The organism is Nocardia niigatensis NBRC 100131 (assembly GCF_000308655.1).
GTDB lineage: Bacteria > Actinomycetota > Actinomycetes > Mycobacteriales > Mycobacteriaceae > Nocardia > Nocardia niigatensis.
The window spans coordinates 25,658-41,184 of record NZ_BAGC01000019.1 but is presented as its reverse complement, the minus strand read 5'-3'; the positions used below and the strand labels follow the sequence as shown (position 1 = coordinate 41,184).

The 15,527-nt window shown below is 71.1% G+C and carries 16 protein-coding genes and 1 other RNA gene; 10 read left to right on the top strand and 7 right to left on the bottom strand.

All coding sequences use genetic code 11. From position 1 onward, the window contains the following. Positions 1 to 77: 77 nt before the first annotated feature. Positions 78 to 508, bottom strand: an RNA gene (gene rnpB / locus ON33_RS37995) — RNase P RNA component class A. 30 nt (positions 509 to 538) lie between these two features. Here rnpB and ON33_RS06130 point away from each other — a divergent pair. Next, positions 539 to 1,426 (top strand): alpha/beta hydrolase, encoded by an 888-nt coding sequence (locus tag ON33_RS06130; RefSeq protein WP_040856240.1) that lies wholly within the window; start codon positions 539 to 541, stop codon positions 1,424 to 1,426. Positions 1,427 to 1,466: 40 nt separating this feature from the next. On the opposite strand, the gene ON33_RS06125 is transcribed toward ON33_RS06130, so the two are convergent. The 4 genes from ON33_RS06125 to cobC form a co-directional block, all read right to left on the bottom strand. Beyond that, the gene (locus ON33_RS06125) at positions 1,467 to 2,681 is read right to left on the bottom strand and encodes a bifunctional RNase H/acid phosphatase (protein ID WP_040856407.1); all 1,215 of its coding nucleotides are present in this window, start codon (positions 2,679 to 2,681) and stop codon (positions 1,467 to 1,469) included. 100 nt (positions 2,682 to 2,781) lie between these two features. Further along, complete coding sequence (locus ON33_RS06120) at positions 2,782 to 3,519, bottom strand: zinc ribbon domain-containing protein (protein ID WP_040856237.1); 738 nt, start codon at positions 3,517 to 3,519, stop codon at positions 2,782 to 2,784. Positions 3,520 to 3,733: 214 nt separating this feature from the next. Then, positions 3,734 to 4,864, bottom strand: a complete 1,131-nt coding sequence (locus tag ON33_RS06115; RefSeq protein WP_040856404.1) for a Nif3-like dinuclear metal center hexameric protein — start codon at positions 4,862 to 4,864, stop codon at positions 3,734 to 3,736. Positions 4,865 to 4,904: 40 nt separating this feature from the next. After that, a complete protein-coding gene (gene cobC / locus ON33_RS06110) occupies positions 4,905 to 5,954 on the bottom strand; it encodes an Rv2231c family histidinol phosphate aminotransferase CobC (RefSeq protein ID WP_051151698.1) in 1,050 nt (349 codons plus the stop codon). Between the two features lie 44 nt (positions 5,955 to 5,998). Between cobC and ON33_RS06105 the strand changes: the two genes are divergently transcribed. The 4 genes from ON33_RS06105 (at position 5,999) to sigJ (ending at position 9,666) form a co-directional block, all read left to right on the top strand. Continuing rightward, positions 5,999 to 6,484: a low molecular weight protein-tyrosine-phosphatase gene (locus ON33_RS06105; protein ID WP_040856234.1), complete on the top strand. Its 486-nt coding sequence runs from the start codon at positions 5,999 to 6,001 to the stop codon at positions 6,482 to 6,484. Positions 6,485 to 6,501: 17 nt separating this feature from the next. After that, positions 6,502 to 7,455, top strand: a complete 954-nt coding sequence (locus tag ON33_RS06100) for an SURF1 family cytochrome oxidase biogenesis protein (protein WP_040856398.1) — start codon at positions 6,502 to 6,504, stop codon at positions 7,453 to 7,455. Positions 7,456 to 7,592: 137 nt separating this feature from the next. Then, positions 7,593 to 8,570: a cobalamin biosynthesis protein gene (locus tag ON33_RS06095; RefSeq protein WP_040856231.1), complete on the top strand. Its 978-nt coding sequence runs from the start codon at positions 7,593 to 7,595 to the stop codon at positions 8,568 to 8,570. Between the two features lie 139 nt (positions 8,571 to 8,709). Beyond that, a complete protein-coding gene (sigJ, locus tag ON33_RS06090; RefSeq protein WP_040856228.1) occupies positions 8,710 to 9,666 on the top strand; it encodes an RNA polymerase sigma factor SigJ in 957 nt (318 codons plus the stop codon). Between the two features lie 62 nt (positions 9,667 to 9,728). On the opposite strand, the gene ald is transcribed toward sigJ, so the two are convergent. Together ald and ON33_RS06080 are read right to left on the bottom strand one after the other, a co-directional pair. After that, on the bottom strand, positions 9,729 to 10,838 hold the full coding sequence (gene ald, locus ON33_RS06085; RefSeq protein WP_040856395.1) for an alanine dehydrogenase: 1,110 nt from the start codon (positions 10,836 to 10,838) through the stop codon (positions 9,729 to 9,731). Positions 10,839 to 11,000: 162 nt separating this feature from the next. Beyond that, entirely contained in the window at positions 11,001 to 11,795 is a 795-nt protein-coding gene (locus ON33_RS06080) for an MBL fold metallo-hydrolase (protein ID WP_040856393.1), read from the bottom strand. Between the two features lie 72 nt (positions 11,796 to 11,867). Here ON33_RS06080 and ON33_RS06075 point away from each other — a divergent pair, with 72 nt between their 5' ends. The 5 genes from ON33_RS06075 to ON33_RS06060 all read left to right on the top strand — a co-directional run bounded on the left by ON33_RS06075 (position 11,868) and on the right by ON33_RS06060 (position 15,268). Beyond that, positions 11,868 to 12,848, top strand: coding sequence for a GlxA family transcriptional regulator (locus tag ON33_RS06075; RefSeq protein WP_051151697.1), 981 nt, complete (start codon positions 11,868 to 11,870; stop codon positions 12,846 to 12,848). A 10-nt stretch (positions 12,849 to 12,858) separates the two neighbouring features. Further along, positions 12,859 to 13,374 carry a gamma carbonic anhydrase family protein gene (locus tag ON33_RS06070; protein WP_040856227.1) on the top strand — a complete coding sequence of 172 codons (516 nt, stop codon included), beginning with the start codon at positions 12,859 to 12,861 and terminating at the stop codon, positions 13,372 to 13,374. A gap of 141 nt (positions 13,375 to 13,515) precedes the next feature. Further along, complete coding sequence (locus ON33_RS42200) at positions 13,516 to 13,689, top strand: hypothetical protein (protein WP_169336781.1); 174 nt, start codon at positions 13,516 to 13,518, stop codon at positions 13,687 to 13,689. 143 nt (positions 13,690 to 13,832) lie between these two features. After that, positions 13,833 to 14,465 (top strand): TetR/AcrR family transcriptional regulator, encoded by a 633-nt coding sequence (locus ON33_RS06065; protein ID WP_040856224.1) that lies wholly within the window; start codon positions 13,833 to 13,835, stop codon positions 14,463 to 14,465. A gap of 86 nt (positions 14,466 to 14,551) precedes the next feature. Continuing rightward, positions 14,552 to 15,268 carry a SanA/YdcF family protein gene (locus ON33_RS06060; RefSeq protein WP_051151696.1) on the top strand — a complete coding sequence of 239 codons (717 nt, stop codon included), beginning with the start codon at positions 14,552 to 14,554 and terminating at the stop codon, positions 15,266 to 15,268. Positions 15,269 to 15,527: the final 259 nt, after the last annotated feature.

Genomic DNA, 15,527 nt, shown 5'->3' with positions numbered 1-15,527 from the left:
AACAACCCCGCAACATCCACGCGAGCGCATGGGTTTCGGGGGGACGGCACCCCGGCCTGGGGCCAGGGGTGCTGAGGCGGACGAGTCGGTCTGTAAGCCGGATCCTGTCCCCGGCGGTTTCCCGCCAGGTGGCGACCATCCATCTGGACACACCGTTGCCGGGTGCCTCGAGCGGTCCACCCGCAGGCTCGGGCGAGCAGCCCTCGAACACCTGCGCAGCCGCACTCTCGCGAGTGCGGCCTTCGACCTTGCTCCGGGCGGGGTTTACCGAGCCGCGCCGGTCACCCGGCGCGCTGGTGCGCTCTTACCGCACCGTTTCACCCTTACCGGCGGTGCACTTCTCGCGAAGTGCGGCCCACCGGCGGTCTCTTTTCTGTGGCACTGTCCCGCGGGTTGCCCCGGGTTGCCGTTAGCAACCGCCCTGCTCTCCGGAGTCCGGACTTTCCTCGGCGAGGGGCAGCGGCACCGCTGTGCCCGTTCCTCTCGCCGCGGCCGCCCGACCGACTCGTCCGCGGCCACCAGGGTACGGTAGGTGGCCATGGAGCGTGTCGAGGTGGGGTTCCCTTCGGGTGGCGAACAGTGCGCGGGGTGGCTGTATCTCCCGGACGGACCGCCCAAGCCGCGCCCACTGGTGGTCATGGGTCACGGGCTGGGGGCGGACCGGGAAATGGGGTTGGACCGCTATGCCCGGCGTTTCGCGTCGGTGGGAATCGCGGTTCTGGCCTTCGACTATCGGCATTTCGGGACGAGCGGCGGCGAGCCGCGACAGGTGATCAATATCGCCCGGCAGCGTGCGGACTGGCACGCGGCGATCGCGTTCGCGCGCACCATCCGGGGCATCGACGCGACCCGGATCGCGCTGTGGGGCAGTTCTTTCGGTGGCGGGCACGTGCTGGCGGTCGCGCCCGACGATCACTACATCGCCGCCGTGGTGGCGCAGTGCCCGTTCACCAGCGGCTGGTCCTCGGCCCTGGCGAAGGGGCCGATCAGTCTGCTCAAGATCGGCACACTGGCGGTCACGGATCAGGTTGTGGGACCGATCATTCGGCGCCCGATCAATGCCCGGCTGGCCGGCAAGAAGCACTCCGCGGCCCTGATGAGCGCCGCCGACGTGCCCGCCGGTTTCGGGCGGCTGGCCGAGGAGAGCACGCGATACCGGCCGAAAGTGGCCGCGCGGGTCGGGCTGTCGGCGCTGTTCGACAATCCCACCCGGCACGTCAAGGACATCAAAGCGCCGGTGCTGTACGCGATCTGCGACAACGACTCGGTGGCGCCGGTGGGCCCCACCCTGAAGGCCGCGGAGCGCACCAAGCACGCCACCGTGAAGCGTTACCCCATCGGGCATTTCGAGATCTACTTCGACGACTGGTTCGAGAAGGCCGTCTACGACCAGACCGAATTCCTCATGGCCACGCTGCGGCCCTGAGCCCGGGGCATGTCCCCGAACCAGGTGGGGCGCGACGGTGTCAGAGGTACGAGGTGTCGTTGACCAGGCGCACCGCGGAGCCGCCGTCCGGATAGAACTCGGCGATGGACAGCGACCCCAGATCCAGGTGCAGCCGGTACAGCAGTGACGGCCCGACTCCGAGCGCCAGCTGCAGCAGTGTCTTGATCGGCGTGACATGGCTGACCACGAGCACATTCGCGCCCGGATACAGCGCCACCAGATCCCGCCGCACCGTCTCGACCCGCTCACGCACCTGGTCGAAGCTCTCGCCGCCGGGCGCCGGGAACGACGGATCGCCGAGCCAGCGGCCGTGCAGCTCCGGATCCTGCTCGCGGGCCTCCTGGAAGGTCAGCCCTTCCCACGCACCGAAATCCGTCTCGGTCAGGCCGTCCAGCACCCGTACGGGCAGTCCGAGCGCCTCTCCCGCGGCCTCGGCGGTCTCCCGGGCACGTCCCAGCGGGGAGGACACGATGGCCTCGATCCCGCCCTTGCCCGCGAGCATGGCCGCGGCATCGGCCGCCTGCCGCCGGCCCAGTTCGGTCAGCGGCGGATTGCCCCGGCCCGAATACCGGCGCTGCACAGACAATTCCGTCTGCCCGTGGCGTAGCAGCAGCAGCCGCGTGGGCCGCCCGATCGCTCCGGTCCAGCCGGGCGCGATGGTCGCCGTCCGCGCGGGGCCGGCCGCGGGGGAATCCACCACGCCGCCCGCGACGGCCGCACCGATTTCCCCTACCGCCGAACGGGTTTCCGTCGTCGCGGGCGCGGCCAAGCGCGAATCCGCACCGGCGGCCCGTTCGCCGGCGAGCGCCTCCCGGACCTCGGCCACGGTTCCGGCGTCGTCCATGGCCTCGTTGGCCAGCCGGTCGGCGTACGAATTCTCCTTGCGCGGAATCCAGGTGAAGCTCACCCGGTCGAACCCGGCCATCAGCCGGCGTGCCCGGTCGGCGAGCGGAATCATGGCCTCGTGCTTGACCTTCCACCGCCCGGACATCTGCTCGACGACCAGCTTGGAGTCCATGCGCACGGCCACCTCCCGTGCACCGAGCTCGGCCGACGCCTCCAAACCCGCGACGAGCCCGCGGTATTCGGCGACATTGTTGGAGGCGACCCCGAGGAATTCCTTGCGTTCGGCCAGCACGCGCCCATGGTCGGCATCCCACACCACCGCGCCGTAACCGGCCGGCCCCGGGTTGCCCCGCGACCCGCCGTCAGCTTCGACGATCACCTTGTCCACCAACGCTGTTCACCTTCCGTACCGGTCTGATACTCCGCGTCGGACCGCTCCGAGCACGGCTCGTCGGGCAGCGTGCCGCACTTCGCGCGCGGCCGCCGGATCAGAGCCCGGACTGCTTGGTGCGCACCAGGATCGCGCCGCACTCCGGGCAGCGGACCACCACGTCGGGAGCGGTCTGCGTGATGCGGGAGATCTCGCCGCGGTCGAGTTCGATGCGGCAGGCGCCGCAGCGGCGGGCCTGCAGCAGGGCGGCGCCGACACCGTAGGTGGTGCGCTGCTTGTCGTAGGCGGTGAGCAGCTCGGCCGGGAAGGATTTGGTGAGGGCGACGCGGTCGGAGTCGCAGCGCTGCTGGGCGACGTTCAGGTCGGCGACCGCCTCATCGCGGCGGCGCTCGGCGTCGACCAGATCGGCCTCGGCCTGGTCCAGGTTGGCGCCGGCGTGGTCGTGGTCGGCGGCGGCCGCCTCGCGGCGCTCCATCACCTCGATGAGGTCGTCCTCGAGGACCTTGCGGCGGCGTTCCAGGCTGCCCAGCTCGTGCTGCAGTTCGGAGAGCTGCTTGGCCCCGACCGAACCGGCGGTGAGCAGGCCGCGATCGCGTTCCTCGCGCTTGCGGACGGCCTCGATCTCGCCCTCCAGCTTGCGGATGTCGCGGTCCAGGTCGTCGATGAGGATCTCGACCTTCACCGCCGCGTCCTTGCGGGTGGTGCGCTCACCCTCCAGCCGCGCCACCTCCTGCTGCTCGGGCAGCACCTTGCGGCGATGCTCGATCCGCGTCAGCTCGGCGTCGACGGCGGCGAGGTCGAGCAGCTTGGCCTGGATCGATGGTTCGGCATTCAACGCGAAGGTCTCCTGGACGCTATGGACGAATTCAAGACTCCCACCGTACAGTGCCCATTTGCCCTACGCTCCGCTCCGGGCTGTTCGCGGCCACGGCGCAGGTCCATGGAGCCGGAAGCTCGATTCTTCCCTCCTTCGCTCCCCCGCTCCAAGCGCGGGGAGGCGGAGCGCAGTCCAGAATCGAGCCGGGCCGCGAACCTTCAGCACTCTTGCATCAGCAGTCCGACACGCCGATTGTCCACGGGTCGGTGCGGAGGGTGGAAACCCGGGTTTCCAGATCGGGCAGGGCAGCGCGCACCACCCCTTCCGCCTGGGCGCACCACGGGAACTCGGTGGCCCAGTGGGCGGCGTCGACCAGGGCCGGACCGCCCGCGCGCAGGTGCTCGTCGGCCGGATGGTGGCGCAGGTCGGAGGTCACGTAGGCGTCCACGCCGAGGCGAGAGACCTTGCCCAGGAAGGAGTCTCCCGCGCCGCCGCACACCGCGACGGTGCGGATGACGCGGTCCGGGTCGCCCGCGGCGCGCACCCCCCAGGTGGTGGCGGGCAGGGCGGCGCGGACGCGAGCGGTGAACTCGCGCAACGTTTCCGGGGCGGGCAGCTCGCCGACGCGGCCGATGCCCAGGCCGGAGGGCAGCTGGGCGCGCTCGGTGACGTGGTAGGCGGGCTCCTCGTACGGATGCGCGGCCCGCAGGGCGGCCAGCACGGCGGCGCGGCGGGACGGCGGGGCGACCACCTCGAGCCGATCCTCGCTGACCTCGTGCAGTTCACCGACCACGCCCAGGGCGGGGTTCGCGCCGTCGAGGGGCCGGAACTGCCCGGTGCCCGCGACCGTCCAGGCCGCGTCCGAGTAGTTTCCGCTGACGCCCGCGCCCGCGGCGAACAGGGCGTCGAGCACCTCGTCGCGGTGCGTGACGGGCACCGCCACCACCCACTTGTCCATGGCGGTCAGCGGTTTCGGATCCAGCGGCCCGGTGATGGTGAGCCCGAGGGCGTGCGCCAGCGCGTCCGAGACGCCGGGGTCGGCGGAATCGGCATTGGTGTGGGCGGTGAACAGCGCGCACCCGGAGCGGATGAGCCGGTGCAGCAGAGCGCCTTTCGGCGTGTTGGCCGCGACGGTGTCCACACCGCGCAGCAGCAGCGGATGGTGCACGACCAGCGCCTGCGCACCCCATTCGATGGCCTCGTCCACGACCGCGCCGGTGGCGTCGACCGCGAACAGCACGCGCGACACCGGCTCGTCCGGGTCACCCGCCACCAGCCCCACCGAATCCCAGGATTCGGCCAGCCTCGGCGGGTACGCCGCATCCAGCGCCGCCATGAGATCCGCCAGCCGCACCGTCGTCACCACAACCGAACCTCCTTTTCGCTCACCAGCTCACCGTGTCTCACAGGCCCACGTCGCGGATGGCCGCGACCAGCCGATCCACCTCGGCGGCCGGCCGCACCGCCACGCGCAGGAAGCCCGTTTCCAGTCCCGGGAAGGTATCACCGCGACGTACCGCGATTCCCTTGTCCGCGAGCTTCTTTCGCAACAATTCCGCATCCGGCACGCGGAGCAGCAGGAACGGCCCGTGCGCGGGCTCGTGCACCTCGATGCCGAGTTCCCGCAGGCGCGGAATCATGGCGGCCCGGTCGACCGCGATCGTCTCGGCCCGGCGCTGCGCCTCGGCCACCGCGGCCGGTTCGCTCGCCGCGGCAATGGCCTCCAGCTGCAGGGTGCCGAGCGGCCAGTGCGGGCGGCCGTGGTTCAACCGCGCCAGCACCGGCGGCGCGCCCAGCACATAGCCGCAGCGCAACCCCGCCAGCGCCCAGGTCTTGGTGAGGCTCCGGAATACCAGCACATCCGGATGACTCTCTCCGGCAAGCGATTCCGGCTCCCCCGGCACCGCGTCGGCGAACGCCTCGTCCACCACCACGACGCGCCCCGGCCGCCGCAGCGCACGAATACTGTCCGCCGGGTGCAGCACCGAGGTCGGATTGGTGGGATTGCCCACCACCACCAGATCCGCGTCCGCCGGCGCCACGGCGCTCTCGAGGGCGTACGGCGGCGCGAGCATCACGCGGGCGACCGGCACCCCGGCCTCGCGCAGCGCCAGCTCCGGTTCGGTGAACGACGGATGGATCACCGCCGCCAGCCGCGACCCCAGCCGCGGCAGCATGGCGAACCCCTCGGCCACTCCGGCCAGCAGCAGCACCTCGTCGACGGCCCGCCCGTGCCGGGCGGCCACCGCCGCCCGCGCCGCCCGCTCGTCCGCCTCCCCCGGATACCGCCCGAGCTCCCCCAGCCGTCCCGCCAGCCGTTCCCGCAACCAGTCCGGCGGCGCGCTCCCCTGGACGTTCACCGCGAAGTCGACCATCCCCGGCCGCGCATCCACGTCCCCGTGGTGCCGCAGCCTGGCATGGTCGAAATCGGGAAACTCCGTGTCGTCCGGCACAGCCGTCCACCCTACGTGGCCGCCGCCCATGCCCACCGGACAGAATGGCTGTCGTGGGCGAGCTGCACGTGACTTTCATCTGCACCGGCAACATCTGCCGGTCCCCGATGGCCGAGAAGATCTTCGCCGCGCATCTGGTGCGCGCGGGGCTGGCGGATCGGGTGCGGGTGAGCAGTGCCGGGACCGGGAGCTGGCACGTGGGGAACGAGGCCGACTACCGGACGAACCGGGAGCTGGAGGGGCACGGGTATCCGACGGGGCATCGGGCGGCCGTGATCGGGCCGGATCATCGGGCGGCGGATCTGCTGGTGGCGCTCGATACCGGGCACGAGCGGGAGCTGGCTCGGCTGGGGGTGCCGTCGGATCGGCGGCGGCTGCTGCGGAGTTTCGACGCGGGGGCGAACGGGCGGTCGGTGCCGGATCCGTACTACGGCGACCAGACCGATTTCGCGCTGGTGCGCGAGCAGATCGAGGCGGCGATGCCGGGGCTGCTGGAGTGGGTGCGCGAACAGCTGGGTGAGGCGGCATGAATTCGAAGACCTCGCTGCTGCGGCGCTTCACCTTCCTGCTCCGGCCCAGCTGGCTGATTCTCGCGGTGGTGGTGGCCGGTTTCGCCTACCTGTGCTTCACCGTGCTGGCACCCTGGCAGCTGGGCAAGAACACCCGCACCTCCGAACGCAATGACCGCATCGCGAACTCGGTGCACGCCGACCCGGTCGACATCGGCACCCTGCTGTCGGGCAGCGGCAAGAACACCGAATGGCGGCGGGTCACCGCGAGCGGTGCGTACGTGCCGGATTCCACCGTGCTGGTGCGGTTGCGTCACCTCGACGGCCAGCCCGCCTACACGGTGCTGGCCGCCTTCCGTCTCGACGACGGCCGCACCCTGCTGGTGGACCGCGGCCAGGTGGCGGCCGCCGAGGGCGGCACCCATCCGCCGGTGGTGGCCGCGCCGCCCACCGGCGCCCAGCAGGTAGCGGCCCGCATCCGCGCCTCCGAGGGCGTGATCGAGAAGAAGCCGCCGACCACGGAAGACGGCTACCGCCAGGTCTATACGACCGACACCCAGCAGGAGGCCGCCGTCCTCGGCATCCCCCTGACGCCCATCCCGACCGACGGTCTGGGGGGCTATCTCCAGCTGGAATCCGGTCAACCCGGCGCCTTCACCCCCGACCCGCTCCCCCAGCTGGACTCGGGCCCGTACCTCTCCTACGGCCTGCAGTGGCTGGCCTTCGGGGTGATGGCTCCGCTCGGCCTCGGCTACTTCGTCTGGGCCGAGATCCGCGCCCGCCGCCGCGAAAAATTCGAGGCCGCAACCCAGCCTGCCGCCACCACTCAGGCCGCCGGCCCACCGGCCGATACCGACCGGCCCGGTGACGCAACCACACTCGAATCACCCGCTCCCGCAACCGCGGCGAAGCCCAACGACCCACCGTCGAAGCCGAAACCCACCACGAACGAAGCCCGCCTCGCCGACCGCTACGGCGGCACCCGCCGCTGAACCGGCCTGCAACCCGTGCTCATCGGTCGGCCGCGCGATCCGACCGGACGACTTCCGGCGATAGCGAGACCTCCGGGCACGGCAGCCGTGAGTCGACCGGGGCCGATCGCGACGGTGGTCTCCGATAACCTCGCCGGGTGCGTACGGGAATTGCGACTGCCGCGGGACTGCTGATCGGGTTCGGCATGGACCGGGCCTTCGGCGATCCACGGCGCGGGCATCCGGTGGCCGGGTTCGGTTCGGCCGCTGTGAAGGTGGAGCAGATCACCTATCGGAACAGTCGCGCGGCCGGGGTGGCGCACGAGGTCGTGCTGGCCGGCGTGGTGACCGCGTTGGGGATCGGGCTGCGGCGAGCCGTCGCAGGACCGCGAAACTCGGGTCGGCGCAGGGTGATCGGGGCCCGCGCGGCCGGTGAGGTGGCCGTCACCGCGGCCGCGACCTGGACCGTGCTGGGTGGGACGACCCTGGCGAAGACCGGGCGAGAGATGGCGGATCGGCTCGAATCCGGCGATATCGAGGGGGCGCGGGCGTTGCTGCCGTCGCTGTGCGGGCGCGATCCCGAGACGCTGGACGCGGACGGGCTGGCGCGGGCGGCCCTCGAATCGATCGCGGAGAACACCTCCGATGCGACTGTGGCGCCGCTGTTCTGGGGCGCGGTCGCGGGGGTGCCCGGACTGCTGGCGTATCGGGCCATCAACACCCTCGACGCCATGGTCGGCTACCGCAACGACCGCTACGGCAATTTCGGGTGGGCCGCGGCCCGCACCGATGATGTCGCGAATCTCGCGCCGGCACGGGTGAGCGGCCTCTTGACGACCGCCCTCGCCCCAATGATCGGTGGCCGCCCCGCCGAGGCGTGGCGGGCCTGGCGTCGGGACGCCGGAAAGCATCCGAGCCCGAATGCCGGTGTGGCCGAGGCGTCCATGGCGGGCGCGCTGGGTGTGACGCTCGGCGGCCGCACCGAATACCGCCACGGGACCGAGCTGCGTCCCACGCTCGGTGACGGTCCGGTGCCCCGAGTGCCGGATCTGCGCCGCGCGGTGCGGCTCTCGGCGGCGGTGCAGGTGGCCGCCGCGGTCGCCGCCGCGGCCTTCGCCTACGCGCGCCGGCGCTGAGCCCGCCGCTCGAATTCACGAACCGTTCGGTCGCCTTCGCTAGATTCGGCAAGGGAATGTCACAGTCCGCCGGCCTGCGTCGTCGGTCCTGTGAACGGTCCGCCCCACCGGGCGGGCGTGAGCGAAGGGTGAGGGTGCGATGAGTGGTGACGGACGGCCGGACGGTCCCGATCAGGCCGAGCTGGCGCGACGGTTCGAGGAGCATCGCGGCTATCTCCGGCGGGTGGCGTACAGCACGCTCGGCAGTCTCAGCGATGCCGACGATGTGGTGCAGGAGGCGTGGCTGCGGCTGGTCCGCTACTACGAGACCAGCCCGGAGGGCGCGGATATCGAGAACCTGCGCGCCTGGCTGACCACCGTCACCGGCCGCCTCGCCCTCGATCATCTGGGTTCGGCGCGGTCCCGGCGCGAACAGTATGTGGGCGAATGGCTTCCGGAGCCGGAGATCACCACCTGGGACGATCCCGCCGACCGCGTCTCCCAGGACGAGCGCGTCACCACCGCCCTGCTGGTGGTGCTGGAATCCCTTTCCCCCGCCGAGCGCACCGCGTTCGTCCTGCAGGACGTGTTCGGCATGTCCGGCCCGGAGGTCGCCGAGGTGGTGGGCCGTACCCCGGCCGCGGTGCGCCAATTGGCTTCGCGCGCCCGCAAACACGTGGAGGACGGCACGCCCCGCTTCCCGGCCAGCGCCGATGAGCACGAGAAGGTGGTGTCGGCATTCGCGCTGGCCTGGCGGTCCGGTGATCTGAGCGCACTGCTCGGCCTGCTGGACTCCAATGTCACCTTCACCTCCGACGGCGGCGGCAAGGTGCAGGCGTTCCTGCACCCGATGCACGGCGCGGACAAGGTCGCCAAGACACTGCTCGGCTTCCTGGACTTCGCGTCGAAGATCGGTGGCGCGTGGGGTCGTTCGGTACTGGTCAACGGCCGCCCGGGACTGGTGGTGTTCGACGGCAAGTACACCGGTGTCTTCTCGTTCACCATCGACGACGGCCGCATCACCAAGATCGACGTGGTCCGCAACCCGGACAAGTTGCAGGGCATCCCGGCCGACGGCGCGCAGCCCGACTGGCCGCTCGGCGCCGCCGAGGCCTGACCGGCGGAAACCGCGGGCCCGTAACCGGATTCACCCGGTCGCGGGCCCGCGGCGATTGTCGGTCAGGACGCGACGTGCGTCACCGGCCGCAGCCCGTGGGCGGCGGCCACCTCGGGCGAGTAGAGCCGGCCGGCGTCGGCCGTGAGCCCCTGTGCCAGACCGGGATCCGCGGCGCAGGCGCCGGGCCAGCCGAGATCCGCGATGGCGCGGGCATACGGCAGCGTGACATTGGTGAGCGCCACGGTGGAGGTGTGCGGGACCGCGCCCGGCATATTGGCCACGCAGTAGAACAGCGAATCCGCCACCCGGAAGGTCGGCGCCGCGTGTGTGGTGGGATGCGAACTCTGAAAGCACCCGCCCTGGTCGATGGCGATATCGACGAGGACCGAGCCCGGGCGCATCACGGCGACCAGGCTGTCGGGCACCAGTTTCGGCGCCCGCGCGCCCGGCACCAGCACCGAGCCGATCACCAGATCCGCGGCGAGCACCGCCCGCTCGACCTCGGCCACGTTGGAGCCGATCGTGGTGACGCCCCCGTCGAATCGGGCGTCGAGCTCCCGCAGCCGCGCGATATTGGTGTCCAGCACGGTGACTCGCGCTCCCATGCCGATCGCGACGGCCGCCGCGTTGCGGCCCGCCACCCCGCCGCCGAGCACCACCACGTCCGCGGGCCGGACCCCCGGCACCCCGCCGAGCAGCAGGCCCTCCCCGCCCTGCGGCGACATGAGGTGATACGCCCCGACCTGGCCGGCGAGCTTGCCCGCCACCTCGCTCATGGGCGCGAGCAGCGGCAGCGACCCGTCCGCGGCCCGGACGGTCTCGTACGCGATGGCGGTGATGCCGGAACTCAGGATCGCGTCCGTGCATTCGCGCGAGGCGGCGAGGTGCAGGAAGGTGAACAGCACCTGCCCCTCCCGCATGCGCGAATACTCCTCGGCGACGGGCTCTTTCACCTTGAGCACCAGGCCCGCGGCGTCCCACACCTCGTCGGGGCCGGGCAGGATCCGCGCGCCCGCCGCGAGGTAGTCGGCGTCGTCGAACCCGGACCCCACCCCGGCCGTGGCCTCGACCAGCACCTCGTGCCCGCCCCGCACCAGTTCCCCGGCGCCGGCCGGGGTGAGGGCGACGCGATACTCCTGCTCCTTGACCTCCCGCGGTACGCCGATTCTCATACCGCCATCGTTCACCCGCGGGGGCCGCGCCGCCATCAGCGCCACGGCCCGATTTCACCTAACGCAACCTACTGGCAACCTTCAGCGAGGGCGGGAACGGGAAGCGCTGCCACGCGGGAAGCGGCCGCCGCCACCTGGATTCGAGCCGGGACGCGCGGCCGATCAGGAGGCGACCGCGGTGACGGCCAGGATTTCCCCGGCCGTCGGGATGCGCAGGCGGTCCGCGCGCCCGGCGACGGTGAAGCGGTGGATCAGATAGTCGAGGTGCTCGGAGAAGTGCGCCCAGCCCTCGGCGTGGACCGGCACGATCACCGCGGTGCCCAGCGCCTCCGAGGCGTGGACCGCGGTGCGGCCGTTGAGGGTCAGGTCGTGGTCGCCGAAGCGGTCGGTATTGGCCGCGCCCACATTGAGGACGGCGATGTCGATGCGCCCGAAGCGTTCCGCGATCCGCCGCACGTGGTCGACCGAGGCGTTGTCCCCGGAGACGTACACGGTCGGCAGCCCGTCGGCCTGCAGCACGAACCCGGTGACCACTCCGGTGAACGGCTCGCAACCCTCCGGCCCGTGCAGTGCGGGCACGGCGGTGACGGTGACCGCGCCGACCCGCACCGACTCCCATTCGGCCAGTCCCCGAACGCCGTCGATGCGCCCGGCCGCGTCCGGAGTCGAGAGCACGGTCTCGACGCCGGCCAGGAATTCCCGCCCGGACCGGTCGAGATTGTCGGCGTGCTGGTCGTGCGAGAGCAGCACCACGTCCACGGGCCCGATCTCGGCGGCGGGCACGGCGGGCCCGGCGAGCTTGAAGAGGGTGACGCCACCCGGGTATTCGCCGGGTTCGTCGAAGGTCGGATCGGTCAGCCAGACCAGGTCGCCATAGCCGAATCGCACTGTCGGGCCGCCGATGTGGAGCAGTTCGAGGGTGGAGGCGGCAGCTGCGGTGTCGATCGTGTTCGTCATGCCGACAAGTCTCGCCGCCGGAGCGCGGTACACGACAGTGGCCCGAAGGCCGCGCATCGATAAGATCGGGCCATGAGCGCTGGCCCCTCTCCCGCGTCCGACGACCGCCATACCGTGGCCGTCCTGGTCTACGACGGCATCAGCCCGTTCCACCTGGCGGTCCCGACCCTGGTGTTCGGCCGGATCGGCGCCGGCGGTCCGGACGGCAGCCCCTACCGCGTGGTGGTGTGCGCCGAACGGCCCGGAACCATCACCACCCCAGCGGGTTTCGACATCGTCGTCGCCCACGGCCTGGAGGCGACCGAGACCGCCGACACCGTGGTCATCCCCAGCTGGGAGCGCGATCGCCCACTGCCCGAACCACTCCGGGACGCCCTGCGCCGGGCGCACGCCCGCGGCGCCCGCATCGTGGGCCTGTGCCTGGGCGCCTGGGCGGTGGCGGCGAGCGGCCTGGCGGACGGCCGCGAGATCACCACGCACTGGTCGGCGGCGGCCGAGCTGGCCCGGGCCCATCCGGCGGTCCGGGTGCGCGCGGACACCCTGTGGTCCGACGACGGCGATCTCATCACCTCCGCCGGCACCGCGGCAGCTCTGGACTGCTGCCTGCACCTGGTGCGCACCGATCACGGCAGCCGGGTCGCGGCGGAGCTGGCCCGCCGCCTGGTGCTGGCCCCGCACCGCAGCGGCTCACAGGCGCAATACATTCCGGTCGCCGTGCCCGAGGCGGCCGACCGGGATCCGATCGAGCACGCAATGGTGTGGGCCAGAACGCATCTCGACGAGCCGGTGGACTTGGACGGCTGGGCCCGCACGGCGCTCATGTCGCGGCGCACCTTCACCCGCCGGTTCCGCGATCGCACCGGCACCAGCCCGCAGCAGTGGCTGCTGCAGCAGCGTGTGGATCATGCCCGGCTGCTGCTGGAGTCGACCGACGACACCATGGACCGCATCGCCGCCGACTCCGGTCTGGGCACCGGCGTCAACCTGCGCCACCATTTCCATCGGCTGCTCGGCACCACCCCTGCGGCGCACCGCGCCCTGTTCCGCCGCTAGGTTCGGGGCTATGAGGATCAAGCTGGGTGAGGACGCGCCGCAGATCGACGACAAGGCGTGGATCGCGCCGAATGCCACCGTGGCCGGGCGGGTGCGCCTGGAAGCCGAAGTGAGCGTCTGGTATTCGGCGGTGTTGCGCGGCGACATGGATCAGATCACCGTGGGCGCGCGCAGCAATATTCAGGACGGCTGCGTGCTGCACGCCGATCCGGGCTTCCCCTGCACGGTGGGCGAGGGAGTCTCGGTGGGGCACAACGCGATTCTGCACGGCTGCACGGTCGGCGACGATGTGCTGATCGGGATGGGCGCGACCGTGCTGAACGGTGCGGTGATCGGCGCGGGCAGCCTGATCGCGGCCAATGCCCTGGTTCCGGAGGGCGCCCAGATTCCGCCGGGCTCGCTGGTGGCGGGCGTGCCGGGCAAGGTGCGCCGGGAGCTGAGCGAGGCCGAGCGTGACCACATTCGCATGAATGCGACCGCCTACCTGCACAACACGGAGCTGCACCGGCAGGGTCAAGAGGAGTGACTGAAGGGGGCGTGTGAGAATCCCCACACTGAACAAGCGACCATAAAGGCCGCTGTTAGCATCGTCCGAAGCGTTCCCGGCGGCCCGGGCTGTGCCGCCGCGAGCCGGGTGCGCGTTCGGGGCTAGCAGGAGGTTTCAACGGTGTCGTACGAGCACGACGGTATGCACCGACGGCGCATCAGCGTGGCCGATATCGCCGCGCAGCCAGGGGGAATCGAGGCGCTCCAGCGCCGGGTGCACGAACTGCGTTCCAACGGCATCGATTTCGCCGCCAACGCGATAGAGAGCGAAATGGCCGCCCTCGACGTCCGCTGATCGGTATCGGCGTTCACTGATCGGACGGGGTTGTGACCCGCAACCGCCGGGCGATGCGATAATGCGGCTCGACCCGTGCGCCACTGTGCGCCTTGGCCGTTCACCGCAATGTCGCGGTCGCCAACCGACCGACTGGAGACTCGATGCCGTCCGTGCCCACCATCCTGCAACGCATCCTGGAGAAGCCACGGACCGAAGGCGAACAGCTACTGGAGAGCGCGCTGTCGGCCTTCCTCGACTTCGGGATCAAGCGAACCAGCATGGGGGAGATCGCGCGTCGCGCCGGCATCAGCCCGGCCACCCTGTACCGGCGCTTCGAATCCAAGAACGATCTGGTCGAAGCGGTGGGCGTGCGCGAGGCGCAGCTGTTCATCGCGGAGGTCGACAAGCGCGTCCAGGAGGCCACGGCCACCGGTGATTCCGGGAACGATCAACTGGCCGAGATCTTTGTCGCCTTCATCACCCAGCTGGCGAGCAACAAACTGCTGCAGCGCCTGCTGCGCACCGAGCCCGAGACGATCCTGCCGCGCCTGACCACCGAGGCCGGGCCCATTCTCGCGGTCGGGCGCACCTACCTCGCCGAGAAGCTGCGCGTGCTGCAGGCATCCGCGGACGTGCCCGCCTTCGACGCCGACCTGGTCGCCGAAGTGCTTGCTCGCCTGGGCCAGTCGCTGGTGCTGACCCCGGACGGTCTGATCCCGCTGTCGGACGCCACGGCCGCGCGGGAGTTCGCCCGGCGCACGGTGCTGCCCATGATCGGCGTGCAGCCGGTCTGACCGGAAGTCCGGGCGCCGGAACTCGGTCGGGCGGGCCGCCGAAAACTCGTTCGGACAATTCGGGCCGCTCCGGCAGACTGGCGATCATGCAGTACCGCGCCGCTCTTCGCTCCACCCGCGCCCGGGTGGCCGCCCGGTTTCCGATCCGCCGGGTCGTGAAGCTCGCTCTCGCGCTGGTGGCGCTCGTGCTGGTCGTGCTCGTCGGCTCGGATCTGTGGATGCGGCTGGCCAATCGGCAGTACCAGTACAGCGCGGAGACCGTGCCTGCCGCCGATGTGGCGATCGTGTTCGGCGCCGAGGTCAAGGCAGACGGATCGCCGTCGGCGTATCTGGCCGCGCGGCTGGATCTGGGGCGCAGGCTGCTGGAGTCGGGAAAGGTGAAGGCGCTGTTGCTCACCGGCGATAATGGCCGCCCGAGCTACGACGAGCCGACGGCCATGCGGGCCTGGCTCGTCGCACACGGGGTTCCGGCCGCCAAGATCGCGCTGGACTACGCCGGGTTCAGCACCTACGAGTCCTGTGTGCGCGCCCACGACATCTTCGGCGTCACCTCCGCCGTCGCGGTCACCCAGGATTTCAGCCTGCCGCGCACCATCGGGCTGTGCCGGGCCGCCGGCATCGAGACCACCGCGATCGGCGACGACACCCAGCTGCACAACGATCTCTACCGGAAGATCTGGCTGCGGGATCAACTCGCCGACACCAAGGCCGTCTACTCCATCCTCTTTCACCCCGAGCCGAAATTCCGCGGCCGGCAGGAGACCTCGGTCCGCGACGCCATGGCGGCCGACCCGCATCAGTAACCCGGAGATGACGAACCCCCCGCCCCGTACCCGGGTCAGGGGGTTCCGGCGGCCGTATCCGGCCGGCCGCCCGTTTCTGCGTGCCCGGATATCCCCGCGTGCCTAGATATTCCCGGCGAACGCGCCGGCGCTACCCGCGGCGCCCGCGGCGACGGCGCTGCCCGAGATGAGACCGACGGCGGCAAGGATCAGAGCGATCATTTCAAGACCTTTCGACTGAATACTGCGAAGATGCCTCGAAAAGTACTGCCGTGCAGCG

Excerpts from the sequence above, each read along its gene's own strand:
- ON33_RS06065 (WP_040856224.1), top strand. The coding sequence starts at position 13,833 with ATGCCGTCCGTGCCCACCATCCTGCAACGCATCCTGGAGAAGCCACGG.
- ON33_RS06130 (WP_040856240.1), top strand. The coding sequence starts at position 539 with ATGGAGCGTGTCGAGGTGGGGTTCCCTTCGGGTGGCGAACAGTGCGCG.
- ON33_RS06105 (WP_040856234.1), top strand. The coding sequence starts at position 5,999 with ATGGCTGTCGTGGGCGAGCTGCACGTGACTTTCATCTGCACCGGCAAC.
- ON33_RS06060 (WP_051151696.1), top strand. The coding sequence starts at position 14,552 with ATGCAGTACCGCGCCGCTCTTCGCTCCACCCGCGCCCGGGTGGCCGCC.
- sigJ (WP_040856228.1), top strand. The coding sequence starts at position 8,710 with ATGAGTGGTGACGGACGGCCGGACGGTCCCGATCAGGCCGAGCTGGCG.
- ON33_RS06070 (WP_040856227.1), top strand. The coding sequence starts at position 12,859 with ATGAGGATCAAGCTGGGTGAGGACGCGCCGCAGATCGACGACAAGGCG.
- ON33_RS06080 (WP_040856393.1), bottom strand. The coding sequence starts at position 11,795 with ATGACGAACACGATCGACACCGCAGCTGCCGCCTCCACCCTCGAACTG.
- ON33_RS06075 (WP_051151697.1), top strand. The coding sequence starts at position 11,868 with ATGAGCGCTGGCCCCTCTCCCGCGTCCGACGACCGCCATACCGTGGCC.
- ald (WP_040856395.1), bottom strand. The coding sequence starts at position 10,838 with ATGAGAATCGGCGTACCGCGGGAGGTCAAGGAGCAGGAGTATCGCGTC.